Genomic DNA, 26,552 nt, shown 5'->3' with positions numbered 1-26,552 from the left:
CTTCAAACTCCTGCGCTTGCGGTGATAGCGGCGGTGGCCGCGCGGCGTCCGCCCGCGGCCCAGTCGCAGCCGATGCCGCGCCACAGGGCCATGAACGGAAAAAAGCCGGCGGGGAAGGCCCCGTCCGGCTTTTGTGCATTATCCGGGTTTCGGGGGGGCAAGGCCACCCCAAATCGGTCGGATCGGCCGATCCGGCGGCGAGTCGGGGCCGGCGGGCGGGTTTCGTTCATCCTCCGCCCTCCCCGCCCCGCCCGCCGGCCGTCCCCACACGGGTCTGCGCGCTGGCCTGCGCTCGCTAAAACGCGGGCCCGGCGTCATGCCGGGCCCGCCTGCCGCCGGACGGTCCGACGCGCCCGGCGGCCGCAAACCGGTCGCTCAGCGTCCGCTCTGGCCGCCCCGACGCGCGTCGATGTAGTCGTCGACGCCGTTCTTGTCCTGGTCCAGGCGCCGCCCGCTGAGCTGGTAATAGGTACGCGTAGCCAGCTCGCCGCGCACGTAGGCGCGCTTGGCCGGATCCCAATAGGTCGCGTTGGGGTCGACGGTATTGGCGGTGAAATAGACCGTGGTCGAGGGGAACAGGTCGATATTGGTCCCTGGCCGGCAATCGGCGGTGTCCGGGCCGGCGGTCAGGCGGTCGGCCTGGCTCTTCTTGCAGTCCTCCTCGGTGATCACCTCATAGACGTGCCGGCGCTGGTTCAGTTGCGCGATCGGCAAGCTCAGGCCCTTGCCGCGCGGGTCCAGCTTGGCTTCGCGCACCAGGGTGCGAGTGGTTTCCGGCCAAGGCTGGAACGGCTCGCCGAGGAAGTCGGCGATGCGCCCGCCGACCACCATCTGGTCGAGCGCGAGCACGCGCGGCAGTTCCATGACCTGCAGGTCGCGCACCAGCAGCGGCGCTTCGGCGAGGTTGAACACGCCCAGGTTCAAGGTGCCGCCGACGGTGTCCAGGGTGCCGGCGTCGAAGGCGTGCAGGCGCGGGTTCAACGCCATCGCCGTGCTCGACACGTCGCGCAGGGTGATGTCCTTGATCACGATCGGGTTGGGCGTGGACAGGCTGAAGTTGACCCCGGCGAACGAGGCGCCGATGTGGAACTTGACCCCGCCCGGCGCCTGCCCCGGCGGGCCCGGCAGGCCGACGCAGGCGCCGGTGCCCCAGCCCGGATTGGGCGTGCTCCACTTCACCGTGTACGGATAGTAGGTGCCGCCCTGGAAGGTCTCCGCCGGGCCGATCGGGCCGATCACGGTCGGGTTGATCCACGGGCTGTTGCAGCCGGCGTAGGCCCAGTCGATCACCGGCGCGGTCGCCGACGGGTACAGCACGCGCAATTCCAGGCTGTGCGCCGGCGCGGCGTTGGGGTTGACCAAGTCCCAGTTCCACATGGTCTGCAGCGATAGGCCGACGTTGGCCGCCAGCACCGAGAACTCGTGGTCGCTGAAATGGCGGCGGTAACCGGCGCGGTCCTCGGCGGTGAGCGCGCCGCCGGCCGGCATCACGTGATGCTTGTAGGTGTCTTCGCCGGGGCCGACGATGGTGTTGTGGGCCAAACCGTAATTGTGGCCGGCTTCGTGCGCGGCGGTGCCGCCGATCGAGTTGGCCCAGCGGTCCAGAGTCGAGTTGGCGCCGTTGAGCGCGCCGCCGGGACCGCCGGTCCAGTCCTGGTAGGTCTTGCCCCAGACGTAGGAATAGTCGACCGCGACCGCGTCGCCGGTGTCGACGGCCTGAGCCAGGCCGAACAGGCCGTCGGCGATGTCCGACTTGGTCGTCACCGCGACCACGTTGCGGCGCGGAAAAGTCGCCGGCGGCAGGGTCGCGGTCGGCAGCACCTGCACGTTGAATTCGCAGTAATCCAGTTCGACCACGTGCTTGACCGCATCGCGCAGCGCCGTGGTGGTGCCGGTATAGCTGGGCAGGTCGGCGGCGTTGAACGCGGCCGCCGGATTGGTCACCGAGCCGGCCGAGAAGCCGAACGAGGGGTAGGCGATCGGCGCATTCGGAAACACCAGATAGAGTTTGTTGGCCTTGTTGGACGGGTTGTAGGCCGGACAGGTGGCGGCCAGCGCCGACCCGCTCAGCGACAGCAGGGCCAGGGCGAGTGCGGTCCGACGCAATTGCAGCGATTCCTTCATGTCGCGACTCCGGGTCGTATGGACGGTTCTGGGGCGTGGTTGGGACGGGCGTGATGGGAGCGGGCGTCATGGCGCCGTCGCCGCCGCAGAGAGCGAGTCGGAGGCCGCATGCGTCGTACGCCGCCGACGGTTCTAGGACCGAGGACGGGGTCGGCGACAGGGCGAAAACGGGTCGATACCGGGACGACGGGGGAAGGATTCGCAATCGCGCTCGCGAAATCCGGGCAAAAGCGATGCGCATCTCCGCGCGGGCTTGACCGACGTCGCAAGCGGAAAACCCGGGGGAGCGGAGCTGGGGCGGCCCCGGTGGCGCGGTTCGCGACCGGCGTCGCGCTGGCGCGCGAGGACGGCGTACTGGAATCCGCACCGGTCGCCGCCAGCGCGGGGGCGCAACGACGCGGCGCGACCGACAGCGGCGTTCGACGGCGGCGATCGGTCGCCGCTAGGTCAAGACGGAGTTCATCGCCGCGCCGGGTGCGCGGCGGTCGTAAGGCGGCTCAGCCGCGCGCGATCCACAAGGCGGCGGTACCGATCGCGACCACGATCGCCCCAACCAGGCGCAGATGCCGGTCGGGCAACATCAGCAGCTGCTCGACGGCCTGCTTCCAGCCGCGCGGGGCGACGAACAGGAACAGGCCCTCGAACACCGCCACCAGGCACAAGGCCCGCACCACGTCGCCGGCCACGTCGCCTCAGCGGTCGGACTTGAGGTACTGCAGGAACGGATCGTCGCGGTCGAGCACGATCACGCTCTGGCCGTCGGCGAAGGACTTGCGATAGCTCTCCAGGCTGCGCTGGAAGGCGAAGAAGCCCGGGTCCTTGTTCGCCGCTTCGCCGTACAGGCGCGCGGCCTGGGCGTCGCCCTCACCGCGCAAGCGCTGCGCGTCGCGCTCGGCTTCGGCCAGGATCACGGTGCGGTCGCGTTCGGCCGCGGCGCGGATCGCCTGCGCCTGCTCCACGCCCTCGGCGCGCAACTGGCTGGCGACCTGCAAGCGCTGCGAGCGCATCTGGTTGTAGACCGAGGCCAGCACGTTGCTGTCCTGCGGCAGGTCGATGCGCTTGATGCGGATGTCCTTGATCCGGATGCCCAGCGTCGCCGCGCCCTTGTTGATTGCTTCCAGCTGCTTGCCGATCACCGCTTCGCGGTCGCCCTTGACCACGTCGAGCAGCTTCAGCGAGTTGATCTCGTTGCGCAGCGAGTCGCGGATGATCGGCGCCAGGCGCTCGACCGCGACGGATTCGTCGCCGCCGGTGGCCTGGAAGAAGCGGCGCATGTCGTCGATCTGGCCCAGGGCGAAGAAGTCGACGCTGACGTCGAGCTTGTCCGCGGTCAGGTAGCGCTCCGGCGGCGATTCCAGGATCTGCAGGCGGCGGTCGAACACGCGCGCGGTCTCGATCAGCGGCCACTTGAAGCGCAGGCCGGGGCCGATGTCCTCGCGCACCACGGTGCCGAGCCGGAACACGATCGCGCTGTGCCCTTCGGAAACGGTGAACACCGAGCCGAGCAGGGCCAGCAGGGCGGCCACGACCGCGGCCACAATGACGGGGAATCTCATCGCATCACCTCATCGCGGGTCTTCGGGCGCGGCGGGCGGCCGACGTAGGGCATGGTGGTCGACTCGGTGGAGGTGACCGGGCTGAGCATTTCCGGCTGCAGCGGCACGCTGACCGGGCCCGGCGTGGTCGGCACCGCGTTGCGGTCGGCCATCGGCACGTACAGGATCTGGCGCGAATCGCCGCCGACGATGGTGCGGTTCTGCGCCAGCACTTCCTGCACCGTATCCAGCCACAGGCGCTTGCGGGTCACGTCGGGCGCGTTCTTGTACTGCTCGACCAACAGCGAGAAGCGGGTGGCGTCGCCTTCGGCGCGGGCCACGGTCGAGGTCTTGTAGCCCTCGGCGGTGGTGCGGATGCGCTGCGCGTCGCCGCGCGCTTCCGGCACGATCTTCTTGGCGTAGGCCTGGGCCTCGTTGATCGAGGTCGACTTCTCGGCGTTGGCGCGCTGGGCCTCATCGAACGCGTCCTTGACCTCTTCCGGCGGACGCGCGTTGGGCAGGTTGAGCTCGGTCAGAATCAGGCCGGTCTCGTAGGCCTTGAGCGAGGCCTGCAGGCGCTGGCGCACCTGGGTGGTCAGCACGCTGCGCGCGCCGAGCACGGTGTCCAGGTCGGAGCGGCCGATCTGCTCGCGCACCGCGCTTTGCGCGGCCTGCTTGAGCACGTCATCGGGCTTGCGCGAACCGAACAGGTACTGGCGCGGCGACTCGATCCGGTACTGGACGTTGATCTCGACGTTGACCATGTTGCCGTCGCGGGTCAGCACCGGGATGGTTTCGCTGTAGGCCTGGGTCTGGGTCGCGTTGACCTTGCGCACGCTCTCGATCGGCCACGGCGCCTTGAAATGCGGGCCGGGCTGCAGCACGCGCGAGAACACGCCGAAGCGCAGGACCACGCCGCGTTCCTGCTCGGTCACCAGGACGAAGCAGTTGAACATCAGCCACAGGCCGAGCAGCAGCGCGACCCAGCGCAGGATGCCGCCACCGCCGTTGCCGAACAGGCCGCGCAGCGGCTCGATCACGGCGTCGAGGCCGCGTCCTTGGGGTTTGCGGCGCGGCGGACGCGGGTTGTCGCCGGAATTGTCACTGCCAGGGGTGTTCCAGGCCATGCCTGCTCCTAAGAAGTTGGGCGCCGGGCGGGACTTCCGCTGTCCAGCCCGCTGCACCGGCGGCGTGCCGCCGGCCCGCAGCGCCGGTGCGCCGCGGGAATCCGCGCACCTAACCAGCGCGCGCGAACCCGTCGATTCTAGGTGGGGGCCTGAACCGCCTCAAGCAAGGGGCGCAGCGCTTCGCCGTGCGGTTGGGCGAACAGGCGCTGGGCATCGGCCAGGGCCAGGTCGACCCGCAGCAGCCAGCCGTGCTCGTCGGCCTGCTCGGCACGGACCGCGCCCAGTTCGTGCAGGCGCGCGCGCAAACGCGCGTCCTGCGGGGCGATCCGCAGCTCGCCGGCGATATGGCGCAGCTCCAGGGCCTCGCCCAGGGCGCCGCGCAGCAGGTCCAGGCCCTGCCCGTCGCGGGCCGATACCCAGACCCGCGGGCGCTCCTCGCCGGGCCGGTCGACCCGCGGCTGGGCGCCTTCGAGGCGGTCGATCTTGTTGAAAACCAGCAATTGCGGCAAATCGCCGGCGCCGATTTCGCGCAATACCTCGTCGACCTGGGCGATGCGGTCGTCGCGGTGCGGGTCGGCGGCGTCGATCACGTGCAGCAGCAGGTCGGCCTCGCGCGCCTCCGACAGGGTCGAACGGAACGCCGCGACCAGTTCGTGCGGCAGGTCGCGGACGAAGCCGACCGTATCGGCCAGCACCACCGCGCCGCCGGACAGCTCGGTCCGGCGCACGGTCGGGTCCAGGGTCGCGAACAACTGGTCGGCGGCATAGGCCTGCGCGCCGGTCAGGGCATTGAACAGAGTCGACTTGCCGGCGTTGGTGTAGCCGACCAGGGCCACCCGCGGCAGTTCGCTGCGCACCCGCGCGCGGCGCATCTGGGTGCGCTGCACTTCGACCTTGTCGAGCCGGCGCTGCAATTGCTCGACCCGTTTCTGCAGCAGGCGGCGGTCGGTTTCCAGCTGGGTTTCGCCGGGGCCGCGCAGGCCGATCGAACCGCCGCGCTGGCGCTCCAGGTGGGTCCAGCCGCGCACCAGGCGGGTGGCCATGTGCTTGAGCTGGGCCAGCTCGACCTGCAGCTTGCCCTCGGCGCTCTGCGCGCGCTGGGAAAAGATGTCCAGGATCAGGCCGGTACGGTCGACCACCCGACGCTGCAGCGCGCGCTCGAGGTTGCGTTCCTGGCCCGGGCTCAGGGGGTGATTGACCAGGATCAGGTCGGCGCCGCTGGCGTCGGCCGCGGTCTTGACCTCGTCGAGCTTGCCGCTGCCGATCAGGGTCGCCGCGTTGGGCCGGTCGATGCGTGCGGTCAGCACCGCGGCCACGGTGGCGCCCGCCGACCGCGCCAGGTCGGCGAACTCTTCCAGCAGGTCCTCGTCCGGCGCGCCGCCGGCGTGGGGCTGGATCAACAGGGCGTGCTCGCCCTTCTTGGAACGTTCGAACATCTAGGGTCCGGTACCGCGAGTGGAGAGGAACGAGGAACGAGTAAAGGCGGCCAGGCCGTGCCGGCGCCCCGTCCTCCGCACTCGTTCCGGATTATTCGGTTTCGTCGCTGCCGTCGCCGCCGTCGGCCGACTGGACATAGCCGCCGCCCGGTCCGACGCGCACGTTGCGCGCGGGCACCACGGTGGAAATCGCGTGCTTGTAGACCATCTGGCTCACGGTATTGCGCAGCAACACCACGAACTGGTCGAAAGATTCGATCGTGCCCTGCAGCTTGATGCCGTTGACGAGGTAGACCGAGACCGGCACACGTTCGCGACGCAGCGCATTCAGGAAAGGATCCTGGAGGGATTGCCCCTTAGACATCTTCTAATTCCCCAGCATGTTCTAGTTATTAGGACGGCGCTCCGAGCAACGGATGCGGGTGCGGCCGTATCGCCGGCTGTTGTCCCCACAGGGCGACCGGCCGATGGTAACGCAAGTGAACACAAACATTGCGACCCGGTTCCGGGTTTGCGCGCTCCATTCTAAGCGGCGGAGCCCCGTCCTACGAGCCGGGCGCCGGCGAACAGGCCCAATGTGCGTTCCAACTCGACCGCATCGCGCAAAGGGTCGAACCAGCGCAGGTCAAGCTGGCCGCGCAACCAGGTCAACTGGCGCTTGGCCAACTGCCGGGTCGCGTAAATACCGCGCGCGCGGAACTCGTCCGCGCTGCCGGCGCCGTCGAGGTACTCCCAGGCCTGGCGGTAGCCGACGGCGCGAATCGCCGGCAGATCCAGCGGGCCGGGATGGGCGGCCAACGCCGGCAGCGCGCGCAGCCGGCGGACCTCGTCGAGAAAACCGTCGGCCAGCATCTGATCGAAGCGGCGTTCGATCCGGGCATGCAGGGTCGCGCGTTCGGCCGGCGCCAGCGCCAGCTTCAGCACCCGGTACGGCAGGCGCGGCGCGTTGAGAGCCTCGCGCCGCCATTGGCTGATCGGCCGCCCGGACAAGCGGAACACCTCCAGCGCGCGTTGGATGCGCTGGGCATCGGTGGCGTGGACGCGCGCGGCGGCCTCCGGGTCGACCCGGGCCAGTTCGGCATGCAGCGCGTCCCAGCCGCGTCGGCCGGCCTCCTCCGCCAACTGGGCGCGGACCGCGGCGTCGGCCTCGGGCATCGGCGCCAGGCCGCGCAGCAGGGCGTGGAAGTACAGGCCGGTGCCGCCGGCGAGGATCGGCAAGCGGCCGCGGGCGGCGATGGCGTCCAGGGCGCGGCGAGCATCCTGGGCGAATTCGGCGGCGGAGTACGGTTGCCAGGGCTCGCGCACGTCGATCAGATGGTGCGGCACCCGCGCCTGCTCGGCGGCGCTGGGCTTGGCCGCGCCGATATCGAGGCCGCGGTAGACCAGGGCCGAGTCGACGCTGACGATCTCGCCGTCCAGGCGTTGGGCCCAGTCCAGGGCCAGGGCGGTCTTGCCCGAGGCGGTCGGCCCCATCAGGGCGATCGCGAGCGGGCGCGGGTCGGCGGAACGGGCCATTCGGCGGACGAGGGGCGGGGGCAGCGGCGAGAGCCGGCAGCCTCGCACAGCCGGCGCGGCGACGGAAGCCGCGGCCGCCGCCGCGGGCTTTCCACACGACTTGTGGAGAAGCACTGGGGCAAGCCTGTTGATAAGCCCGCTCCGCCCAGGCGCCGCAAGGCTTGGCGGGAGTTTGGCGAGAAAATGACCAATCGGTTGCGGTTGTCCACACAGCCTGTGGACAAACCTGCGGACAGTTTTCGAAACGCCGGCGCAATCCGTTGCGACACAACGATTGCAAGAGGGTTGGCGATAATTTGATCAGCGAATTTCGCTTGACTTACAGGGCCTTGCGCGCATGCGCCCGATCGTGCCGGCCGGCGCGCCGGCGCGCGCTGTCCACACCGGCTGTGGACAAGCCTGCGGACACCGGTCCGCGAATCGGGTTTCACGCCTTGTACCGCAAGGCCCGCGCGAGATTGGCGAAAAAATAGCCAAGTGCGGGCGCCTCGCGCACGCCGCCTGCGCGGACGGTCGACGCGGCGCCGTTGGCCTCGCCGCGACCGGCCGGATCGCGAGCCGCGCGCGTTCGCGATGGCGATGCGTCCTTTGCCGCGGCGCGGTGCGACACGGAGGCGCTCGCGCCTTTGTCCACATCGCTTGTGGACAAGGCTGCGGACAGCCGTCGTGGAATCGGGTTCCACGCCTTGCGCCGCAAGGCTCGGGAGAAATCGGCGAAAAATTCGCCAGCCTCGCGCGCGCCACGCATGCATGCGCATCCGCAGTACAGCCGGCACGCCTCGCAGCTGCGATCCGCTGCGGACGGCGCACAGGCGGCGGCTGCGTCGATTCGTCCGCAACGACGGCCACTGCGCGAACGCGCTTGTCCACATCGCTTGTGGACAAGGCTGCGGACAGCCGTCGTGGAATCGGGTTCCACGCCTTGCGCCGCAAGGCCTGCAGGATTCTGGACAAAATATCGCCAAGCCCGGCCGTGCGGCACGCGTCGCCGGCGACAGCCGCCCTGCCCCACGATGTCGATCCGCCGGCGATCTGCTTCGCAGTCGCGCGGCGGTGGCCTCCGGCGCGTTGGTCCCGTCGCGATGAGCGCGCTGTCCACAATCGCTGTGGACAAGGTTGCGGACACTCGTCCGCGAATCGGGTTCCACGCCTTGCACGCCAAGGCCTGCGGGTTTTTGGTCATTTTTTAGCCATGCCGGCCCAACCCCATCGCCGCGGCCGTTTTACGCCGCGCGCGCGGAACACGGCGGCCGAACGGATACGTCGGCTAGCCAAGGAACCACGCTGCACGTACCTGCCGTGCGGCGCGCGGTTTGTCCACACCGCCTGTGGACAAGGTTGCGGACAGGCATGCGGGAATCGGGTTTCACGCCTTGCGGGGCAAGGCTTGCACGATTCTGGACAAAATTTCGCCAGCCTCCGGGCGACTCGGGAATGGCGCCCTTCTAGTCGCCGCGTCGTCGCTCGTCGCAGCCGCCCGGCCCCTGCCCGTGCGGCGCGATGGCGGTCGGCCGGATCGGCTCGCCGGCCGCCACAACGCCTGTCCACAGACACTGTGGACAACGCTGCGGACAGACGCCGGAGAATCGGGTTTCACGCCTTGTGCGACAAGGCTTGCAGGATTTCGGCTATTTTTTCGCCATGCTTTGTCGAGGCAACGGAACGCGAAGCGCGCAGGCCGCGTCCGTGGCGACATCGCCCCCGGCCATGCCCACGGACCGTGAGCGCGCCTTGTCCACACCGACTGTGGACAAGGCTGCGGACAGTCGCCCGCGAATCGGGTTTCACGCCTTGCGCGACAAGGCATTCGCAAAATTGGACAAAGATTCGCCAATGATCGGCCGCCGCATCCGGCCCAGGCCGCATCGCGAATCCGAGCGAACATCGCCACGGCGGCGCCGGCGTTGACAGCCTCGTGCCGTTGTGCCCGACGGCGAGATGGCGCTGACACTGCCCACAAACGCTGTGGACAAGCCTGCGGACACGCAGCGACGAAGCGTGTTTCACGCCTTGCAGGTCAAGGCCCGCAGAACTTTGGCGATTTTTTGTCCAATACGGACGATCCGCGGCGCGAGGCTCGGTACGAGCGCGGCGATCGCTCGAGGATCGCGCACCGAACTCTCCGCACGGCCGCTTCGACGAGGCGCTGCCTTCGTCCACATCGGCTGTGGACAAAGCTGCGGACACGCGTCCGCGAATAGGGTTTCACGCCTTACGCCGCAAGGCCTGCGGGATTATGGCGAAACTATCGCCAACGCCCGGCACCGCGCCGTCGCGGTTCCCTCCGACGACGGCCGGCCGCTCGCGGCGCGCAAGGGCAAGCCAAACGCCGGATCGCGCACACCCGCGTTTCGCCCGCTTCCGGAGCCGCCTGCGCGATGCCCTTGCGCGCGGTCTTCCGGCGCGGAGCGCGCTCCCAGGCACGCTCGCGCCGATCGGCGTGTCTCCGCCGACGGCGGAACGCGGCGATCGCAAGCGGCCGTCGGTGGCACGGACGATGTTCGCCCGCCCGCGGGCTTATTCGTCGTCGGGCCACTTCAGCGACGGCACCGATGCCGTCGCGCGCCGCGGCACGGCTTGCGCCGCGACCGCATGCCAGACCTTGAGCGCATCCACCGTCGCGGCGACATCGTGCACGCGCAGCAGCATCGCGCCGCGCTGGGCCGCGATCAGATGCGCGGCGACCGAGCCGTGCACCCGCTCGCGCGCGTCCTCGCGCCCGGTCAGTTCGCCGATGCTGCGCTTGCGCGACAAGCCCGCCAACAGCGGCACGCCGAGCTCGGCGAAGCGTTCCAGCTGAGCCAGCAGGCTCAGGTTGTGCGCCAGGGTCTTGCCGAAGCCGAAGCCCGGATCGACCACGATGCGCTTCTTGGCGATCCCGGCCATCTCGGCGGCGAAGACGCGCTCGGCGAGGAAGCGGTGCACTTCGGCGACCACATCGTCGTAGACCGGCTCGCGCTGCATCGAGCGGGGCTCGCCCTGCATGTGCATCAGCACCACCGGCACGCCGAGTCCGGCGGCGGCGTCGAGCGCGCCCTCGCGACGCAACGCGTAGACGTCGTTGATCAGGCCGGCGCCGGCGGCGACCGCGGCGCGCATCACCTCCGGCTTAGAGGTGTCGATGCTGATCGGCAGCGGGGTTTCGCGCGCCAGCCGCTCGATTACCGGGATCGTGCGCCGCAATTCCTCCTCGACCGACACCTCGCCGGCGCCCGGCCGGGTCGACTCGCCGCCGACATCGAGGAGGTCGGCCCCCTCCTCCGCCAGGCGCAGCGCATGCGCCACCGCCGCCTCGACCGAATCGTGCGCCCCGCCGTCGGAGAACGAATCCGGCGTGACGTTGACGATGCCCATCACCCGCGGGCGATCGAGCTTGAGCGGGCGGCCGTTGCAGTCGAGGATCGGGGAGAGGTCGAACATGGGATTGGGGATTGGGGATTGGGGATTGGGGATTGGGGATTGGGGATTGGGGATTGGGGATTGGGCGAGAGTGTTCGTCCCTTCGGAGCTTACGCAAGCCCTCCCCAGCTTTCACCTGCACTCCAGAACCACGCCTGCCTGCTTCCGCCCATGCTCCCCAAAAACCCCAACCCCGTCCAAAAACAAACGGCGTCCGGTTGCCCGGACGCCGTCTGCTTCAAGGTTTTGTTTTGGGGTTTGGCTACTGACGAATCCCCAATCCCGAATCCCCCATCCCGGCCGATCAGGTCTGCGCCGCCGGCCCGCCGATCGCGCCCGGACGGTTGTCGTCCTTCGGCGGCGGCAGCTTGCCGGCCTTGGCCCAGTCGGCCGGCGGGCCCGGTTCGCGGCCGGCCATGATGTCGTCGATCTGGGTCGCGTCGATGGTTTCGTACTGCAGCAGCGCTTCGGCCATCACGTGCAGCTTGTCGAGGTTGTCCTTGAGGATCTGCGAGGTGCGGCCATAGGCCTTGTCGAGGATGCCGCGCACGACTTCGTCGATCCGGCGCGCGGTCTCGTTGGACACGTTCTTGTGCTGGGTCACCGAACGGCCGAGGAAGACTTCGTCCTCTTCTTCGCCGTAGGCGATCGGGCCCATCTCGTCGCTCAGGCCCCACTTGGTGACCATGTTGCGGGCCATCTTGGTCGCGCGCTCGATGTCGTTGGACGCGCCGGTGGTGACCTTGTCGACGCCGAAGATCAGCTCTTCGGCGACGCGTCCGCCGTACAGCGAGCACAGCTGCGATTCGATCGCGACCCGGTTCATCGAGTACTTGTCGCCTTCCGGCAGGTACATGGTCACGCCCAGGGCGCGGCCGCGCGGGATGATGGTGACCTTGTAGACCGGGTCGTGCTCGGGAACGATGCGGCCGACGATGGCGTGGCCGGCCTCGTGGTAGGCGGTCAGCTTCTTCTCGTCCTCGCTCATCGCCATCGAGCGCCGCTCGGCGCCCATCAGGATCTTGTCGCGCGCCTTGTCGAAGTGCTCCATGCGCACGTCCTTGGCGTTCTCGCGCGCGGCGAACAGAGCCGCCTCGTTGCACAGGTTGGCCAGGTCGGCGCCGGAGAAGCCCGGGGTGCCGCGGGCGATGGTCATGGGCTCGACGTCGTCGTGCAGCGGCAGCTTGCGCATGTGCACGCGCAGGATCTGCTCGCGGCCCTTCACGTCCGGCAGGCCGACCACCACCTGGCGGTCGAAGCGGCCCGGGCGCAGCAGCGCCGGGTCGAGCACGTCGGGGCGGTTGGTCGCGGCGATCACGATCACGCCTTCGCCGCCCTCGAAGCCGTCCATCTCGACCAGCAGTTGGTTCAGGGTCTGCTCGCGCTCGTCGTGGCCGCCGCCCAGGCCGGCGCCGCGATGGCGGCCGACCGCGTCGATTTCGTCGATGAAGATGATGCAGGGCGCGTGCTTCTTGGCCTGCTCGAACATGTCGCGCACGCGGCTGGCGCCGACGCCGACGAACATTTCGACGAAGTCGGAACCGGAGATCGAGAAGAACGGCACCTTGGCTTCGCCGGCGATGGCGCGGGCGAGCAGGGTCTTGCCGGTGCCCGGCGGGCCGACCATCAGCACGCCGCGCGGGATCTTGCCGCCGAGCTTCTGGAACTTGGACGGGTCGCGCAGGAACTCGACCAGCTCGCCCACTTCTTCCTTGGCCTCGTCGCAGCCGGCGACGTCGGCCAGGGTCACCTTGACCTGGTCCTCGCCCTGCAGCTTGGCGCGCGAACGGCCGAAGCTCATCGCGCCCTTGCTGCCGCCCTGCTGCATCTGGCGCATGAAGTACACCCAGATGCCGATGAACAGCAGCCACGGCAGCACATTGACCAGGATCATGATCAGCGAGGGGCTGCTCGACGGCGGCGTCTGCTCGGTGACGACCTTGTGGTTGATCAGGTCGTTGATCAGGTAGGGGTCGCGCGTGCTGTAGGTGGTGAACTTGGTGTCGTCCTTGCGCGTGCCGGTGATCGTGGTGCCGTCGTCGGAGATCTTCACTTCCTTGATCTTGTCCGACTGGACCTGGCTGATGAACTGGTCGTAGGCCAGCACGTCGGTGCCCGGGGTCCGCGGGCCGAACGCCTGGAACACCACCATCAGCACGACGGCGACGATCACCCAAAGCAGCAGATTCTTGGCCAAATCGTTCATTTAATTCCTACCCTGCGGCCCCGCAGGGCCTCGTGTCCTCCGACGCCTCGTGCGCCGGCGGGTACCGCCAGATTGCCCAGATTGTCACACCGGCGCGTGGCCGGCACCTGCCGTCATGCGGCGGTTGCGCGCTTGCCCTGCGCCAATGCGTACACCTCCGGCGACCGCTTGCGCGAGGCCGCCGGCTTGCGGATCGAGACCTTGGCGTAGCGTCGGCGCAGTTCGCGCACGTATTCGTCGAAGCCGACGCCCTGGAACAGCTTGATCAGGAACGTGCCGTCGACTTTCAGGTGCCGGTCGGCGAAATCCATCGCCAGCTCCGAAAGGTGCATCGCCCGCGGTAGGTCCACCGCATCCACACCGCTCATATTGGGGGCCATGTCGGACAGCACAAGGTCCACCGCCTGCCCGCCCAGGGTGGCTTCCAACTGCGATAACACCGCATCCTCCCTGAAATCGCCATGAAGGAACTCGACCCCGGCCAGACCGGGCATGTCGAGGATGTCCAGGGCGATGATCCGGCCCGGCTGCTTCGGATTCAGCCGGTCCAACTCCTGCCGGACCCACTGCGACCAGCCGCCCGGGGCGGCGCCGAGGTCGACCACCACCATGCCCGGCCGCAGCAGGCGGTCGCGCTCGACCAGTTCCTCCAGCTTGTAGGCCGCGCGCGAGCGCAGGCCCTCGGCCTTGGCCTTCTTCACGAAGGGGTCGGAGAAGTGCTCTTTGAGCCAGCGATGGCTGGATTTGCTGCGGGTCGCCATGGGCGGGCGGCCGTCCCGGTGGGGTTTGGGGGCGCCATGATACCCTGAGCGACCTTTCTACTCCGTTCGTGTGACCCGATGCCAACCCTGCTGACCTCCGCCCAGACCCGTTTCCTGCGCGGACAGGCCCACGATCTCAAGGCCATGCTCCAGGTCGGCGGCAAGGGGGTGACGGACGCGCTGATCGCCGAAATCGACCTGGCGCTGGAGCATCACGAGCTGATCAAGGTCAAGGTCGGCGCCGAAGACCGCGAGGCCCGCGACTCACTTATCGCTGAGATCGCCGACCGCACCGGCTCGGCCCTGGTCCAGCGCATCGGCCACACCGCCGTGCTCTACCGCCCGAGCAAGGACAAGCGCCAGATCGTGCTGCCGCGGGCCTGAACGGCCGGGATTGGGGAGTGGGGTTTCGGGATTCGCCACGCGGCCCGGCCTCACCTGTCGCCTCACCCGCGCCCCCGCTTTGACCGAATCCCAACTCCCGAATCCCCGCCCCCATGCTCCTGTCACTCGAAACCCCCGACCACGAGTTCTTCCTGCGCGGGGCCGACGGCCGGGTCGCGCTGGTCAACGACCGCCGGATCGAGCGCAGCTTCGTGCTGGCGCCGAACCGGCTGATCGAGGATTGGGCGGTCGGCGACGTGCGCACGCTGAGCATCGACGACCTCGCCCCCCTGCTCGAGCTGCAGCCGGAGCTGATCGTGCTCGGCTGCGGCGCCAGCCAGGCATTCCCGCCGCCGGCCACCCTGGCCGCCTGCCTGGGTCGCGGGATCGGCCTGGAAAGCATGACCAACGCCGCCGCCGCGCGGACCTTCAACGTGCTCGCCGGCGAAGGCCGACGGGTGGTCGCGGGCTTCGTCCTGGGCGCATAGGCCGGGCATCGCCCAGGGAAGGGAATCGGGCGCGCTCGGTCTTTCGCGCCGCCCGCTTGCGCCCTCCGGTCGCGCGCGCCCGGTCGTCTTGCTGCTGGCGCTGATGGCGGCGGTCGCCATGTCCCTGTCGCTGCGCCGCGACGGCAGCGGACACGCCCGAACAGCGCTACCAGGCCTGGCTGGCGCGCGGCCATCGCGCGCAGGCCGAGGCCTACCGCGCCTTTCTACGCACCCACGGCGTGGCCGACGTGCTGCCGCGGCGCCAGTTGCTGCGCAGCGACCGCCACTGGCGCCGCTGCGGGGTCGACGAGTTCGTCGTGCCGCCGCGGACGCGTGGGCGGCGACCGTGCCCAGCCTGCGGCTGATCCGCGAACTGCGTGCGCAGGGCTGGCTGAACGGGGCCACCGTGCAATCGGCCCATCGCGACGAACGCTTCAACCACTGCGAGGGCGGCAGCCGGCTGAGCCGCCATCGCCACGGCGGCGCCTACGACTTCGATCTCGCCGCCGACGCGCCGGTGCGGGCGTGGTGCGCGTTCTGGCGCCGGCGCGGCGGCCGGCTTCGGCCTGGGCTTCTACGACCGCCGCCATATCCACCTCGACACCGCCGGCTTCCGCACCTGGGGCGGCGATTTCCGGCGCGGGACCTCGCTGTGCCAGCGGTCGCCCCAAGGGGCGACCCCGGATGGCGCGTCCGCGCCGTGCGGGCTATAACCCATCGCACTCGGCCGCCGCCGGCGGCCGCGCATGGAGGCGCACGATGGCCCCCTCCCCAACCGCTGACGATGAACGCGCGCCGCTGGACCCGCGCGAGCTCGATTACCTGCGCGCCAAGCAGATCCTGCGCTGGCCGCCCTCGGTGTTCTTTTCGATGCCGTTGGCGTCCCTGGCCTGCTTCGTGCCGGGCTTCGTGTTCGAGCCGGAGATGCGCCAGTGGTGGGTGTTCGTGCTGGTCGGCGCGGCGACGGCGTTCCTGTTGGTATGGGCGCTGGCGATCTACGACGACGAGATGGCCTTGCGCGAAGACGTTGCGACCGGGGTCAAGCTGTGGCGCGACGGCCGCATCGACGGGGTGATGATCCGCGAGGACGGCGAAACCTGGCCGCCGATCTACCGCCTTTACATCGCCATCGACGGCAGCGCCCCTGACGGCGGTTCCATCGACGCCAATGCCAGCGATGGCGAAGGTTCGCAGCCGTTGCTCGGTTTTTCGGTGCCGGCGGGCTGTTACGACGCGGTCGGGCCCGGCGACCGCGTCCGCATCGCTTATTCGCCCAAGTCGCTGCGGCTGTTGAACCTGATCGCCGGCGATTACCGCTACGTCGCGGTGGATCGCCAGTACGATCCGCCTCCGCCGCGGCCATGAGCGGCGTGGTGTTCCTGCGGCAAGCCTCAGCTGCGCTCCGTCCCTGGTTCACTGCTCACACGGCAGTGGCAGCCTCATCCACGGCCATGCGGAACGCGCAATCGCCGTCCGCGCCCCAACCGGGGACCGCAATACGGGCGCCGCGTCGACGCAGCTCGGCGAGCAGTCTCATCAGCGCGAAAATCTCGGCATCGCCCCACTCGGCGCCCATGCGATAGTCCAGCACCAGCCGATCTGGATCGACGAAGACGCCCAGCGCCGGCAGCGGGCGGTCGCCCACGCGCAGCCCTTCGAGCAGTCGATGGAAGGCCGACACTTCTCCGCTCACTACCCGTCTCGAGTCTTCCGGCCCGACAAACCCGGTTTCCCGTTCCTGGCGCAGATCCCACAAGCGATCGCTGCGGGTCATGTCGCGCATCCCAGGCAACGAGTAGAGGTAGACGAACGAGGCGACCAAACGCTCGGCATCGGCATAGTGCAATTCGATTTCCGGCAACGAGCCGTCGTCGTCGGTGAAGTACGGTCGCAGCGGCATCGGCCCGCCGCGGATCATTTCGCCGGCAGGTACAGCAGCGGATCGACCGGCTTGGCGTTGTAGCGGACCTCGAAGTGCAGCATGTCGCGCGCGGCGCCGCTGCGGCCCATCTCGGCGATCTGCTCGCCGGACTTGACCACCTGGCCTTCGTTGACCAGGCGTTTGCGGTTGTGGCCGTAGGCCGACAGCCATTGTTCGTTGTGCTTGACGATGACCAGTTCGCCGTAGCCGACCAGGCCGGTGCCGGAGTACACCACCACGCCGTCGGCCGCCGCGCGCACCGGCGCGCCGCTGGCGCCGCCGATGTCGATGCCCTGCTTGGTCGGTTCGTTGGCGACGTAGCGACCCAGCAGCGGGCCGTCGGCCGGCCAGCGCCAGCGGATGCCGCTGTTGACCGGCGCCGCAGGCACCGGCGCCGGTGCCGTGCGCGGCGGCGTGCCGGTCGAAGCGGAGGAGGAACCCGAACCGCCGGACGGCGCGCGGCCGGCGGGCGGATACAGGCGCAGGCGCTGGCCCGGATAGAGGTTGTACGGCGCCGACAGGCCGTTCCAGGCGGCCAGATCGCTCATCGCGATGCCGTGGTTGGTGGCGATGCGGTACAGGCCTTCGCCGCGCTGCACGGTGACGGTGGCGCCGTACTTCGGCGTCGACGGGCGCGGCGCCGGGCGCGAGGCCGGCGGGCGCGCGCCGGGGCGGCTGGAACCGCCGCGCGAGGGTTCGCGGACGACCGTGCTCGAACAACCGATCAGGACGAGCGAGGCCAGTACGCAGGCGGCCATCGCCAGGGTCGGGGTTCGGGGCGTCTCGCTCATGCTCGTCCTCTTGCTGCGCCTGGGTTCGCGCGCACTCGTTCCTGATTGCGGCCGCCGGCGACAGTGTCGCGTCCGGCGCGGCTTAGTGTTGTGAACGCCAGATCAGCCAGGCCACTGCCGCGGCCACCAACACGGTGGCGATCCAGCCGATCGGCTCGATATAGCGCCGCAGCGCCGCCTCGGCGCGCTCGCCGCCGATCCGGATCGCCAGCGCCAGCAGGTACACGCGCTTGCCGCGGCCGATCAGCATGCTCAGCACGTATTGCAGCATAGGCACGCCGACGATGCCCGACGCCCAGGTGAACACCTTCATCGGAATCGGCATGAAGCCGCCGAGCACCAGGAAGAAGAACACCGCCCACGGCGACTCGGCCATCTTGGCCTGGACGGTAGCGATGCCCGACTCGATCGCCGGCAGCATGCCCAGCGCGGCGAACATCGGCTTGAGCGCCTCGAAAGCGTAGTGGCCGAGGAAATAACCGACCAGGGCGCCGGCCATCGAGCCGACGATGCTCAAGGTGGCGAACCAGAACGCCCGCCGGGGCTGGGCCACCGACATCGGCGCCAGCATGACCTCGGGCATGATCGGGAAGATGATCGCCTCGACGAAGCTCAGGCCGGTCAGGTAGGCCGGCGCGTGGCGGTGGCGGGCCCAGGTGATGGCGCGCTCGTAGAGCGGCCCGAAGATCTTCAGTGCCATAGTGGGTCGGCTGCGGGGGTCAGTCGATCATGCCCGACAACAGCGGCACGAACACCACCGGCGCGAGCGAGGTTTGGCTGAGGTTGCCGTCGGCGTCCTTGCGCAATTGCAGCAGCGATTGCGACGAGGCCGCGCCGACCGGCGCGATCAGGGTGCCGCCCGGGGCGAGCTGTTCGGTCAGCGCGTCGACCAGGGCCGGTGCGGCGGCGGTGACGATGATCGCGTCGAAGGGGCCGTTTTCGGGCCAGCCGATGCGGCCGTCGTCGTGCTTGCTGCGCACGTTCAGGCCGAGCTGGCGGAAGCGCTTGCGCGCGGTGCGCAACAGCTCGCCGATGCGCTCGACGGTATGCACTTCCAGCCCCAGTGCGGCCAGAATCGCGGCCTGATAGCCGGAGCCGGTGCCGATCTCCAGCACCTTGGCCGGCACCCGTTCGGCCAGCAGGGCCTCGGTCATCTTCGCCACCACCCAGGGCTGGGAAATGGTCTGGCCGTGGCCGATCGGCAGCGCGGTGTCCTCGTAGGCGCGCATCGCCAGGGCTTCGTCGACGAACAGGTGGCGCGGCACGGTGCGGATCGCGTTGAGCACGCGCTCGTCGCGGATGCCGGCCTCGCGCAGGCGCTCGACCAGGCGGTCGCGCACGCGCTGCGAGGTCAGGCCGCTGCCGATCGCCTCGGGCTGCAGGCGCATGCGCTGGATCATGCCGCCGGCTCCGCGGCCGCGCCCGGCTCGAGCGCGGCGGCCAGGCCGCCGACCCAGCTGGCGACCTGTTCCAGGGCCTGGTAGCGGGTCAGGTCGACATGAATCGGGGTGATCGAGATGTTGCCGGTACGCACAGCATGAAAATCGGTGCCCGGGCCGGCATCGGCCTCGGGACCGGCGGCGCCGATCCACCACCACTGGCGGCCGCGCGGGTCCTGCTGCGGAATGCAGGCCTCGGCGCGATGGCGGTTGCCGAGCCGGGTGACCTCGAAGCCGACGATCTCGCTCCAGGGCAGATCCGGCACGTTCACGTTGAGGATGGTGTCGGCGGGCAGCGGATCGGTGCGCAGGCGGGCGATGATCTCGACCGCGGCTCGGGCGGCGGTTTCGTAATGCCGGCCGACGTGGTCGACGGTGACCAGCGACATCGCCACCGCCGGCAGGCCGAGGAAGCGGCCTTCCATCGCCGCGGCGACGGTACCGGAATAGATCACGTCGTCGCCGAGGTTGGCGGTGTTGTTGATCCCGGAGACGACGATGTCCGGCTCGGCCTCGAGCATGCCGGTGATCGCCACGTGCACGCAGTCGGTGGGCGTGCCGTAGACGCGCCAGGTCGCCTCGTCGACTTTGTTCACGCGCACCGGCATGTCCAGGGTCAGCGAGTTGCTGGCGCCGGAGCGGTCGCGGTCGGGGGCGACCACCAGCACTTCGTGACCGGCATCGCGCAATCCCTGGGCCAGGACGCGAATGCCCGGGGCGTCGACGCCGTCGTCGTTGCTGACCAATACGCGCATGAGGATTCCGCGGTGAAAGGCCGAATCATACCCGATCCGGCACGGGGCCCGGCCGGCCATTGGGCGGTAAGATGACCGCCGTACGGTCTGAATGCAGGGCAAGGCATGCAGTACTGGGAACATATCGAGCGCGTGTTCCGCGCCCGATCGCTGGACGACGTGAAGTCGGCGACGAGCGCCTATACCAAGGCGCTCGGGTTTCAGCATCATGGCTATGCGATGAAACTGCAGGAGCCCTCGCTCCTGCCCGGCCTCGCCGCGGTCCCCGGCAACGATTTCTTCTACTTCGAGGATTTCGCCAGCGACTGGTCCAAGACCTACCCCGCGCTGGCCGCGCCGCAGGCCGAACGCGCCGATCCGCGCATCATCCAGTCGCGCGAAGGGCTGCCGGCGGCGTCGTGGAACGCGCGCGGCGAGACCAGTTACGAGCTGCGGCCGCGCGTGTACCTGATGCAGCGCACCCGCCGCACCCTGCAGATGGCCGGCGAGCACGGCCTGCGCGGCGGCATCACCGTACCGAGCTGGTCGCCGGGCATGCGCTGGTCGTTCATGACCTTCACCCACACCGCGCTGTTCGACCCGCGCGAGATGCTGCCGACCGTGGCCTCGGCGGTGTATTTCGTCAATTGCATGCAGGCCGCGCTGGACCGCCTGCTGCGTCAGCGCCAGCCGTTGCCGACCCTGAGCGAACGCGAGCGCGAGGTGCTGCGCTGGTCGGCGGTCGGCAAGACCTCGTGGGAGATCTCGATGATCCTGCGGATCAGCGAGCGCACAGTGAACTTCCACCTGCAGCAGGCCTCGCGCAAGCTCGGCGTCAAGGGCCGCCGCGCGGCCTGCGCGCGCGCGGTCGCGCTGGGGCTGATCACGTTGTGAAACCGCAGGCACACCGAGTGTCGAGCGGCGCTCGACCCTTGCGTGCCTTTTGGCGACCTGTCTGTTCTGACAGGCGCGGCGACGGCGGCGGTGCGACGCGTGTTGAACTGTGCCCATGCGGTGTCGCGGACGCAGCGGCGCTGAAGAGCGCCAGGGGGCTGGCCGGCGCGCACCGCGCGCAGGTTTTCCCCGGTGCCGGCCCGATACCGACGGGCCGCAGGTCCCAAGGACGGGCCGGGGCTTTTATCCTGTGGCCATGATGCCGCCTCCCGACCGCCCCGCCGACGACGATTCCGACGATGCCGCCCTGTTCCGGGCCGCGATCGGCGATGTCCGGCGCCTGCCCGACGCCGCGCCGCCGCCGGCCGGGCCGAAGCCGCGGCCGCGCGCGCGCATGGCCGAGCGCGACGAGGCGCAGGCGCGCGAGGAATTCCGTCACGCCCTGGAAGACAGCCTGCTGGAAGCCGGCGACGCGCTCAGCTACCGCCGCGACGAACTGCCGCCGCGGGTGTTCGCGCGGCTGCGCCGCGGCGAGATCTCGGCCCAGGAGGAACTGGACCTGCACGGCAGCGACGTGCGCGAGGCCGAGCAACTGCTGCGCGCGTTCCTGCACGACGCGCGCGAACACGGCCTGGGCTGCGTGCGCCTGATCCACGGCAAGGGCCGCAGCGGCAGCGGCGGCGATTACGTCGACAGCCGCGGCGTGCCGGTGCTGAAGAACCTGGTCGACCGCATGCTGCGCCAGCGCGCGGACATACTGGCGTTCCATTCGGCGCCGCCCGCGCAAGGCGGCACCGGCGCGGTGCTGGTGCTGCTGGCGCCGCGCCGGCGTTGAAAGGGACGAAGGGAGTCGAGCGCGCTAGACGGCTCCGTCCCGCGCATTCATTCGTCCTGGACGGACTCGCGCTGCGGCGGATTGACCCAGACCACATCGATGCCGCGGTTGCGGGCGATGCGCTCGATGGTGGCGATATAGCGCTCGTCGCGCGACATCGACGATTCGGCGCGCGGCGCGCTGGCCGGCTCGACATAGCTGCTCTTGGTCTGGGTGCCGGCGCAGGCGGCCAGGCCCAGGATCGACAACGACAGGACGGCGACACGCACGGTAGCGTTCATGACCAGGCTCCCTGACGCGGTGGAGTCCGGTCCCGGTACGCCCGGCGGCCGGACGGCAACCGGCCCGTGCCGGCTGTCAATTCCGGCTTATACGCCGGCCGGACCGGGGTTCCAGTGCCATCGGCTGCAAACCGACGAGCGGTCGGCCGCAGGGTCGCAACGGTGCGCCGCGCTCAGCCCGCGGCGCCGGAATGCAGTTCGCCGAGTTCGGCCAGGACCACCGTGGCGTAGGCGCCCGCGGGCAGCGCGAAGCTCACTTCCAGCGCACCGTCTTCGCGCCAGCGCCAGCTCAGCGCGTCCGGCCGCAGGCGCAGCGCGCGCCGCTCCTGTTCCAGACCGGCCGCTTCCAGCCCCGCGCGCAAGGCCAGCGCCTGCGCGTCGTCGAGCGCGCCCGACTCCAGCGCGGCCACTTCGTCGCGGCTGCGCAGGGGGCCGCGCCCCCACAGGGGGCCGCTGGGGTGGATGTCGAACGCGGCCAGCCGTCGTGCGAGATCGTCGCTCCACGGTTCCGGCCCGAACACGCTGCGGCTGCCGGCCAGCGCCCAGACCTCGCCGTCCAGCGGCGTGCCGTCGCGCAGGCCGCTCCAGCTGCGGTCCGACACCCGCACGGCCAGCACGCGATTGAACAGTTCCGAACGCGCCGCCGACAGCAGCAGGCTGCGCTGTTCGCGCCGCACCCGGCGCCCGCCGAACATCGCCAGCGCATTGGCGACGTTGTCGCCGTCGCGGCCGAAGCGCTGTTCGCCGAAATAGTTCGGCACGCCCTGTTCGGCGATCCGGCGCAGCCGGGCCTCGATCGCCTCGCGCTCGCCGGCCGGCTCGCGCAGGGTCAGCACGAAACGGTTGCCGGCCAGCGCGCCGCGCGGCAGCTTCTTGGCGTGCCATTGGCTGTCGAGCACGCGCAGTTCGTCGCTTTGCAGCGCGTCGAGATCGGGCGCGACCCGCTTGGGCAGGTGCACGCTGAATCGCTGCACGGTCACGGCGTGGCGGTCCTTGAGCCCGGCGTAGCCGATCGCGACCTCGCCGACGCCGGCCCAGGCCGCGAGGCGCTTGGCGGCGAAGGCGGTGTTCATGCCGCGCTTCTCGATGGTCAGCAACAAGTGCTCGCCGCTGCCGCTGGCGGCGAAGCCGGGCAGCTCTTCGACCCGGAAATCCTCCGGTCGCGCGCGCAGGCGCGCACGCAGCACCGCCGCGCCGTGGGCGCGCGGCAACAGCGGTTCCTGAGCCGGGCGATCCGCCCCCGGCCCGTCCTGGGTGTCGTGCTCGCTCATGCCGCGACCAACAGGCACACCGCCATCGCCGCGATGCCCTCGCGGCGGCCGGTGAAGCCCAACTGCTCGGTGGTGGTGGCCTTGACGCTGACCGCGTCGACCGCGATGCCCAGGTCGGCGGCGATCGCCTCGCGCATCGCCTGCGCGTGCGGGCCGACCTTGGGCCGTTCGCAGACCACGGTGACGTCGGCATTGCCGACCCGGTAGCCGCGCTCGCCGATCAGCGCATTGCAGTGGCGCAGGAACTGGCGGCTGTCGGCGCCGCGCCAGCGCTCGTCGCTGGGCGGAAAATGCCGGCCGATGTCGCCCAGCGCGAGCGCGCCGAGCATGGCGTCGCACAGCGCGTGCAGGACCACGTCGCCGTCGGAATGGGCGAGCACGCCGCGGTCGTGCGGCACGCGCACGCCGCCGAGCATGACGTGGTCGCCGGCGCCGAAGGCGTGCACGTCGTAGCCCTGGCCGATGCGGATGTTCATGAATGAGTCCGGAAAAAAAGACGGAAGCTAGCGTATAGGAGTCGGGCGTCGGCGAAAGCGGGAGCGACGGCGCGCGGGCCGCTTCCGCCAACCTGCGACAGCGATCGGCCGATCGCTAGGCGCCCAGCAGGTACTCGGCCAAAGCCAGATCCGCCGGCGTGGTCACCTTGAGATTGTCCTCGCGTCCCTCGACCAGGCGCGGACGCAGGCCGATGCGCTCCATCGCCGAGGCCTCGTCGGTGACCACGACGCCGGCGGCGGCCGCTTCGGCCAGGGCCGCGGTCAGCGCGCCGCGGCGGAAGGCCTGCGGGGTGAACGCGCGCCACAGGCCGTCGCGCGGTTCGGTGGCGAGGATGCGGCCGGCGCCGGCGCGCTTGAGGGTATCGCGCAGCGGCGCGCCAAGGATGGCGCCGGCGGGGTCGCCCTCGGCCGCTGCGATCAGCGCGTCGAGGTCGGCGCGGCGCAGGTTCGGTCGCGCCGCGTCGTGGACCAGCACCAGGGTGTCGTCGCCGGCGTGCCCGGGCAAGGCGCGCAAGCCGGCCAGCACCGAGTCGGCGCGCTCGCCGCCGCCGATGCAGCGCAGCACCGGCTTGCCGAGCAATTCGCTCCAGCCCGGCCACAGCGCATCGTCGGCCGACAGCGCGACCATCGCTCCGCTCACGCGCGGATGCGCGAGCAGGGCGGCCAGGGCATGCTCGATCAACGGCTTGCCGGCGGCGTGCAGGTATTGCTTCGGGATCGGGCCGCCGAAACGCTGACCGCGCCCCGCGGCGGGAAGAACGGCCCAGATCATGCGCTCGCTCGCCAAGAATCGGTACGGATGAATGCCGCCACCGGCCTCACCGCGCCGGCGCGGGCGATTGCGGTTCCGGCGCCGCCGGCGGCAGCTCGGTCGGCGGTTCGTCGACCTGCTCTTCCAGGCTAGGCTCGGCGGCGTCGGCCGAATCGGCCGCCGCCCCGCTCTGCATCGCGCTGACGGCCGCGGCCGCGTTCGGCCCCGGCGCCTGCGGCTTGGCCTCGACCACGCGGTAGAAGGTTTCGCCGGGCTTGATCATGCCCAGCTCGCTGCGCGCGCGCTCCTCGACCGCCGCCTCACCGGACTTGAGGTCCTCGACTTCGGCGGCGAGGGCGTCGTTGCGCTGCTGCAGGCCCTGGTTTTCGCGGGTCTGGCCATCGACCTGGGCCTGCAGCGCGGCGACGCTGCCGCCGCGCCCGCCGCCGGCCCACCACAGCCGGTACTGCAGGAGGGCGAGCAGCGCCAGCAGCGCCACCACCGAGACCCGCACCCAGCGCATGCCCCCGCCTCCCGTCGCGATCAGCGGCGCAGCGACACGAACGCGTCGCGGCCGGCGTAGCGGGCGGCCGCGCCGAGCTGCTCTTCGATGCGCAGCAGCTGGTTGTACTTGGCGACGCGGTCGCTGCGGCACAGCGAGCCGGTCTTGATCTGGGTCGCGGTGGTGGCGACCGAGATGTCGGCGATGGTGGTGTCCTCGGTTTCGCCGGAACGGTGCGAGACCACGGCCGCGTACTGGGCGGCGTCGGCCATCGCGATCGCTTCCAGGGTTTCGGTCAGGGTGCCGATCTGGTTGACCTTGATCAGGATGGCGTTGGCCACGCGCTGGTCGATGCCTTCCTTGAAGATCTTCGGGTTGGTCACGAACAGATCGTCGCCGACCAACTGCACCTTGTTGCCGATCTTCTCGGTCAGCAGCTTCCAGCCCGCCCAATCGTCCTCGGCCATGCCGTCTTCGATGGTCACGATCGGGTACTGCGCGGCCCAGTTGGCCAGGAAGTCGACGAACTGCTCGCTGGTCAGGCGCTTGCCCTCGCCCACCAGGTGGTACTTGCCGTTGTCGAAGAATTCGGTGGAGGCGACGTCGAGGCCGAGCAGGATGTCCTCGCCGGCCTTGTAGCCGGCCTTGCCGATCGCCTCGAGGATGGTTTCCAGCGCTTCCTCGTTGCTGCGCAGGTCGGGAGCGAAACCGCCCTCGTCGCCGACCGCGGTGCTGAGGCCGCGGCCCTTGAGCACCGACTTCAGCGCATGGAACACCTCGGCGCCGGCGCGCAGCGCCTCGGCGAAATTGCTCACGCCCACCGGCAGGATCATGAACTCCTGCAGGTCGACGTTGTTGTCGGCATGGGCGCCGCCGTTGATGATGTTCATCATCGGCACCGGCAGCACCGGCGCGCGGTCGCCGGCCAGCGACTTCCACAGCGGCACTTTCTTCGAAGCGGCCAGCGCATGCGCATTGGCCATCGACACGCCGAGCAGCGCGTTGGCGCCGAGGCGGGCTTTGTTCTCGGTGCCGTCGAGGTCGATCATGCGCTTGTCCAGCGCGGCCTGGTCGCCCGCGTCCATGCCCTTCAGGGCCTGGGCGATGACGGTGTTGACGTTCTCCACCGCCTTGCGCACGCCCTTGCCCAGGTAACGGGTCTTGTCGCCGTCGCGCAGCTCGATCGCCTCCTTGCTGCCGGTCGAGGCGCCGGACGGGACCATCGCGCGGCCGAAGCTGCCGTCGGCGAGGGTGACTTCGGCTTCCAGGGTCGGGTTGCCGCGGCTGTCGAGGATTTCGCGGGCGTGGATCTGGGTGATCGTGGTCATGTCGAAGGGGTCAGGGAGGGGTGAGAAGTGGTGTTGGCCAGGCCAACGATAGCCGAGATCGCGGCGCGCGCCTGAGGGCTGTTGCCCCAGCAACTGGCGCGCAGCATACCGGCGACTTCGGCGCAGATGCGCGCCGGGTCGGCCCCGGCGAGGTCGTTCAGCGAGCCGTAGCCCGCCTGTTCCAAGCGCGCGATCACGGTTTCGCCGACGCCTTTGAGGGCGAGCAGACGCTGGTGTTCGAACTCGGAAAAGGCCATCGGCGCCGGCTCAGGCATGACAATGCGCGCGGCGGCGGCCGGGGAAAAGCAGGACGATAGCCGCGGCGGACGCCAC

The 26,552-nt window shown here is 70.0% G+C and carries 27 protein-coding genes and 1 pseudogene; 5 read left to right on the top strand and 23 right to left on the bottom strand.

Annotated elements, in window-relative coordinates; translation table 11 throughout:
- Positions 1–375 precede the first annotated feature (375 nt).
- The 11 genes from V2J18_RS06865 to rlmE form a co-directional block, all read right to left on the bottom strand.
- On the bottom strand, positions 376–2,124 hold the full coding sequence (locus V2J18_RS06865; protein WP_336131379.1) for a hypothetical protein: 1,749 nt from the start codon (positions 2,122–2,124) through the stop codon (positions 376–378).
- A gap of 497 nt (positions 2,125–2,621) precedes the next feature.
- The gene (locus V2J18_RS06860) at positions 2,622–2,810 is read right to left on the bottom strand and encodes a DUF2065 domain-containing protein (RefSeq protein ID WP_064748595.1); all 189 of its coding nucleotides are present in this window, start codon (positions 2,808–2,810) and stop codon (positions 2,622–2,624) included.
- Between the two features lie 6 nt (positions 2,811–2,816).
- Positions 2,817–3,680, bottom strand: coding sequence for a protease modulator HflC (gene hflC, locus V2J18_RS06855; RefSeq protein ID WP_064748596.1), 864 nt, complete (start codon positions 3,678–3,680; stop codon positions 2,817–2,819).
- Positions 3,677–4,786 carry an FtsH protease activity modulator HflK gene (gene hflK, locus V2J18_RS06850; RefSeq protein WP_064748597.1) on the bottom strand — a complete coding sequence of 370 codons (1,110 nt, stop codon included), beginning with the start codon at positions 4,784–4,786 and terminating at the stop codon, positions 3,677–3,679. The genes hflC and hflK overlap by 4 nt, the downstream gene beginning before the upstream one ends.
- A 137-nt stretch (positions 4,787–4,923) precedes the next feature.
- A complete protein-coding gene (gene hflX / locus V2J18_RS06845; protein WP_064748598.1) occupies positions 4,924–6,222 on the bottom strand; it encodes a ribosome rescue GTPase HflX in 1,299 nt (432 codons plus the stop codon).
- Positions 6,223–6,313: 91 nt separating this feature from the next.
- On the bottom strand, positions 6,314–6,586 hold the full coding sequence (gene hfq, locus V2J18_RS06840) for an RNA chaperone Hfq (RefSeq protein ID WP_064748599.1): 273 nt from the start codon (positions 6,584–6,586) through the stop codon (positions 6,314–6,316).
- Positions 6,587–6,747: 161 nt separating this feature from the next.
- A complete protein-coding gene (gene miaA / locus V2J18_RS06835) occupies positions 6,748–7,737 on the bottom strand; it encodes a tRNA (adenosine(37)-N6)-dimethylallyltransferase MiaA (RefSeq protein WP_336131378.1) in 990 nt (329 codons plus the stop codon).
- 427 nt (positions 7,738–8,164) lie between these two features.
- Complete coding sequence (locus tag V2J18_RS06830; protein ID WP_336131377.1) at positions 8,165–8,485, bottom strand: hypothetical protein; 321 nt, start codon at positions 8,483–8,485, stop codon at positions 8,165–8,167.
- Between the two features lie 1,769 nt (positions 8,486–10,254).
- Entirely contained in the window at positions 10,255–11,157 is a 903-nt protein-coding gene (gene folP, locus V2J18_RS06825; RefSeq protein WP_336131376.1) for a dihydropteroate synthase, read from the bottom strand.
- A 283-nt stretch (positions 11,158–11,440) separates the two neighbouring features.
- The gene (gene ftsH / locus V2J18_RS06820; protein WP_425606101.1) at positions 11,441–13,288 is read right to left on the bottom strand and encodes an ATP-dependent zinc metalloprotease FtsH; all 1,848 of its coding nucleotides are present in this window, start codon (positions 13,286–13,288) and stop codon (positions 11,441–11,443) included.
- 167 nt (positions 13,289–13,455) lie between these two features.
- Entirely contained in the window at positions 13,456–14,103 is a 648-nt protein-coding gene (gene rlmE, locus V2J18_RS06815) for a 23S rRNA (uridine(2552)-2'-O)-methyltransferase RlmE (RefSeq protein WP_336131375.1), read from the bottom strand.
- 78 nt (positions 14,104–14,181) lie between these two features.
- On the opposite strand from rlmE, the gene yhbY reads away from it, so the two are divergent.
- The 3 genes from yhbY (at position 14,182) to V2J18_RS06800 (ending at position 16,340) form a co-directional block, all read left to right on the top strand.
- Positions 14,182–14,487, top strand: coding sequence for a ribosome assembly RNA-binding protein YhbY (gene yhbY / locus V2J18_RS06810; protein WP_064748604.1), 306 nt, complete (start codon positions 14,182–14,184; stop codon positions 14,485–14,487).
- A gap of 113 nt (positions 14,488–14,600) precedes the next feature.
- Positions 14,601–14,975 (top strand): Mth938-like domain-containing protein, encoded by a 375-nt coding sequence (locus V2J18_RS06805; RefSeq protein WP_336131374.1) that lies wholly within the window; start codon positions 14,601–14,603, stop codon positions 14,973–14,975.
- Between the two features lie 759 nt (positions 14,976–15,734).
- Positions 15,735–16,340, top strand: coding sequence for a hypothetical protein (locus tag V2J18_RS06800; protein WP_336131373.1), 606 nt, complete (start codon positions 15,735–15,737; stop codon positions 16,338–16,340).
- Between the two features lie 55 nt (positions 16,341–16,395).
- Here V2J18_RS06800 and V2J18_RS06795 read toward each other — a convergent pair whose 3' ends face one another.
- The 5 genes from V2J18_RS06795 to surE all read right to left on the bottom strand — a co-directional run bounded on the left by V2J18_RS06795 (position 16,396) and on the right by surE (position 19,881).
- Complete coding sequence (locus tag V2J18_RS06795) at positions 16,396–16,875, bottom strand: hypothetical protein (RefSeq protein WP_336131372.1); 480 nt, start codon at positions 16,873–16,875, stop codon at positions 16,396–16,398.
- Between the two features lie 14 nt (positions 16,876–16,889).
- Positions 16,890–17,687: a peptidoglycan DD-metalloendopeptidase family protein gene (locus V2J18_RS06790; RefSeq protein ID WP_336131371.1), complete on the bottom strand. Its 798-nt coding sequence runs from the start codon at positions 17,685–17,687 to the stop codon at positions 16,890–16,892.
- Positions 17,688–17,769: 82 nt separating this feature from the next.
- The gene (locus tag V2J18_RS06785; RefSeq protein ID WP_336133073.1) at positions 17,770–18,381 is read right to left on the bottom strand and encodes a YqaA family protein; all 612 of its coding nucleotides are present in this window, start codon (positions 18,379–18,381) and stop codon (positions 17,770–17,772) included.
- A gap of 25 nt (positions 18,382–18,406) precedes the next feature.
- Complete coding sequence (locus V2J18_RS06780) at positions 18,407–19,087, bottom strand: protein-L-isoaspartate(D-aspartate) O-methyltransferase (protein ID WP_064748608.1); 681 nt, start codon at positions 19,085–19,087, stop codon at positions 18,407–18,409.
- Positions 19,084–19,881 carry a 5'/3'-nucleotidase SurE gene (surE, locus tag V2J18_RS06775; RefSeq protein WP_336131370.1) on the bottom strand — a complete coding sequence of 266 codons (798 nt, stop codon included), beginning with the start codon at positions 19,879–19,881 and terminating at the stop codon, positions 19,084–19,086. The genes V2J18_RS06780 and surE overlap by 4 nt, the downstream gene beginning before the upstream one ends.
- Before the next feature lie 105 nt (positions 19,882–19,986).
- Between surE and V2J18_RS06770 the strand changes: the two genes are divergently transcribed.
- Positions 19,987–20,754 carry a helix-turn-helix transcriptional regulator gene (locus V2J18_RS06770; RefSeq protein WP_064748610.1) on the top strand — a complete coding sequence of 256 codons (768 nt, stop codon included), beginning with the start codon at positions 19,987–19,989 and terminating at the stop codon, positions 20,752–20,754.
- Positions 20,755–21,010: 256 nt separating this feature from the next.
- A complete protein-coding gene (locus tag V2J18_RS06765) occupies positions 21,011–21,589 on the top strand; it encodes a Smr/MutS family protein (protein WP_079248232.1) in 579 nt (192 codons plus the stop codon).
- 47 nt (positions 21,590–21,636) lie between these two features.
- Here the strand turns inward: V2J18_RS06765 and V2J18_RS06760 are convergent, their stop codons facing one another.
- The 7 genes and pseudogenes from V2J18_RS06760 to V2J18_RS06730 form a co-directional block, all read right to left on the bottom strand.
- The gene (locus V2J18_RS06760) at positions 21,637–21,870 is read right to left on the bottom strand and encodes a hypothetical protein (RefSeq protein ID WP_064748611.1); all 234 of its coding nucleotides are present in this window, start codon (positions 21,868–21,870) and stop codon (positions 21,637–21,639) included.
- 173 nt (positions 21,871–22,043) lie between these two features.
- Positions 22,044–23,141 carry a tRNA pseudouridine(13) synthase TruD gene (gene truD, locus V2J18_RS06755; RefSeq protein WP_336131369.1) on the bottom strand — a complete coding sequence of 366 codons (1,098 nt, stop codon included), beginning with the start codon at positions 23,139–23,141 and terminating at the stop codon, positions 22,044–22,046.
- The gene (gene ispF / locus V2J18_RS06750) at positions 23,138–23,617 is read right to left on the bottom strand and encodes a 2-C-methyl-D-erythritol 2,4-cyclodiphosphate synthase (protein WP_336131368.1); all 480 of its coding nucleotides are present in this window, start codon (positions 23,615–23,617) and stop codon (positions 23,138–23,140) included. Before ispF ends, truD begins: the two co-directional genes overlap by 4 nt.
- Positions 23,618–23,732: 115 nt before the next feature.
- Positions 23,733–24,410: a 2-C-methyl-D-erythritol 4-phosphate cytidylyltransferase gene (gene ispD / locus V2J18_RS06745; protein WP_336131367.1), complete on the bottom strand. Its 678-nt coding sequence runs from the start codon at positions 24,408–24,410 to the stop codon at positions 23,733–23,735.
- Positions 24,411–24,552: 142 nt separating this feature from the next.
- Positions 24,553–24,912 (bottom strand): annotated as a pseudogene (gene ftsB / locus V2J18_RS06740) (cell division protein FtsB); the annotation flags it as partial.
- 20 nt (positions 24,913–24,932) lie between these two features.
- Positions 24,933–26,219: a phosphopyruvate hydratase gene (gene eno / locus V2J18_RS06735; protein WP_336131366.1), complete on the bottom strand. Its 1,287-nt coding sequence runs from the start codon at positions 26,217–26,219 to the stop codon at positions 24,933–24,935.
- Positions 26,216–26,476 (bottom strand): helix-hairpin-helix domain-containing protein, encoded by a 261-nt coding sequence (locus V2J18_RS06730; RefSeq protein ID WP_336131365.1) that lies wholly within the window; start codon positions 26,474–26,476, stop codon positions 26,216–26,218. Before V2J18_RS06730 ends, eno begins: the two co-directional genes overlap by 4 nt.
- Positions 26,477–26,552: the final 76 nt, after the last annotated feature.

Origin of the sequence: Lysobacter firmicutimachus (assembly GCF_037027445.1) — a bacterium.
Classification (GTDB): Bacteria; Pseudomonadota; Gammaproteobacteria; order Xanthomonadales; family Xanthomonadaceae; genus Lysobacter; species Lysobacter firmicutimachus.
The sequence above is the reverse complement of the archived record's forward strand: the minus strand, read 5'-3'. Positions and strand labels throughout refer to the sequence as shown.

Bases quoted from the DNA above. Each gene is read 5' to 3' on its own strand.
- V2J18_RS06805 (WP_336131374.1), top strand. From the start codon at position 14,601: ATGCTCCTGTCACTCGAAACCCCCGACCACGAGTTCTTCCTGCGCGGG.
- yhbY (WP_064748604.1), top strand. From the start codon at position 14,182: ATGCCAACCCTGCTGACCTCCGCCCAGACCCGTTTCCTGCGCGGACAG.
- folP (WP_336131376.1), bottom strand. From the start codon at position 11,157: ATGTTCGACCTCTCCCCGATCCTCGACTGCAACGGCCGCCCGCTCAAG.
- V2J18_RS06790 (WP_336131371.1), bottom strand. From the start codon at position 17,687: ATGAGCGAGACGCCCCGAACCCCGACCCTGGCGATGGCCGCCTGCGTA.
- V2J18_RS06765 (WP_079248232.1), top strand. From the start codon at position 21,011: ATGATGCCGCCTCCCGACCGCCCCGCCGACGACGATTCCGACGATGCC.
- V2J18_RS06830 (WP_336131377.1), bottom strand. From the start codon at position 8,485: ATGCGTGGCGCGCGCGAGGCTGGCGAATTTTTCGCCGATTTCTCCCGA.
- truD (WP_336131369.1), bottom strand. From the start codon at position 23,141: ATGAGCGAGCACGACACCCAGGACGGGCCGGGGGCGGATCGCCCGGCT.
- V2J18_RS06800 (WP_336131373.1), top strand. From the start codon at position 15,735: ATGGCCCCCTCCCCAACCGCTGACGATGAACGCGCGCCGCTGGACCCG.
- V2J18_RS06760 (WP_064748611.1), bottom strand. From the start codon at position 21,870: ATGAACGCTACCGTGCGTGTCGCCGTCCTGTCGTTGTCGATCCTGGGC.
- ispF (WP_336131368.1), bottom strand. From the start codon at position 23,617: ATGAACATCCGCATCGGCCAGGGCTACGACGTGCACGCCTTCGGCGCC.
- hflK (WP_064748597.1), bottom strand. From the start codon at position 4,786: ATGGCCTGGAACACCCCTGGCAGTGACAATTCCGGCGACAACCCGCGT.
- V2J18_RS06795 (WP_336131372.1), bottom strand. From the start codon at position 16,875: ATGCCGCTGCGACCGTACTTCACCGACGACGACGGCTCGTTGCCGGAA.
- hflX (WP_064748598.1), bottom strand. From the start codon at position 6,222: ATGTTCGAACGTTCCAAGAAGGGCGAGCACGCCCTGTTGATCCAGCCC.
- ispD (WP_336131367.1), bottom strand. From the start codon at position 24,410: ATGATCTGGGCCGTTCTTCCCGCCGCGGGGCGCGGTCAGCGTTTCGGC.
- surE (WP_336131370.1), bottom strand. From the start codon at position 19,881: ATGCGCGTATTGGTCAGCAACGACGACGGCGTCGACGCCCCGGGCATT.
- miaA (WP_336131378.1), bottom strand. From the start codon at position 7,737: ATGGCCCGTTCCGCCGACCCGCGCCCGCTCGCGATCGCCCTGATGGGG.
- rlmE (WP_336131375.1), bottom strand. From the start codon at position 14,103: ATGGCGACCCGCAGCAAATCCAGCCATCGCTGGCTCAAAGAGCACTTC.
- hflC (WP_064748596.1), bottom strand. From the start codon at position 3,680: ATGAGATTCCCCGTCATTGTGGCCGCGGTCGTGGCCGCCCTGCTGGCC.
- V2J18_RS06770 (WP_064748610.1), top strand. From the start codon at position 19,987: ATGCAGTACTGGGAACATATCGAGCGCGTGTTCCGCGCCCGATCGCTG.
- ftsH (WP_425606101.1), bottom strand. From the start codon at position 13,288: ATGGTGGTGTTCCAGGCGTTCGGCCCGCGGACCCCGGGCACCGACGTG.
- eno (WP_336131366.1), bottom strand. From the start codon at position 26,219: ATGACCACGATCACCCAGATCCACGCCCGCGAAATCCTCGACAGCCGC.
- V2J18_RS06865 (WP_336131379.1), bottom strand. From the start codon at position 2,124: ATGAAGGAATCGCTGCAATTGCGTCGGACCGCACTCGCCCTGGCCCTG.
- hfq (WP_064748599.1), bottom strand. From the start codon at position 6,586: ATGTCTAAGGGGCAATCCCTCCAGGATCCTTTCCTGAATGCGCTGCGT.
- V2J18_RS06730 (WP_336131365.1), bottom strand. From the start codon at position 26,476: ATGGCCTTTTCCGAGTTCGAACACCAGCGTCTGCTCGCCCTCAAAGGC.
- V2J18_RS06780 (WP_064748608.1), bottom strand. From the start codon at position 19,087: ATGATCCAGCGCATGCGCCTGCAGCCCGAGGCGATCGGCAGCGGCCTG.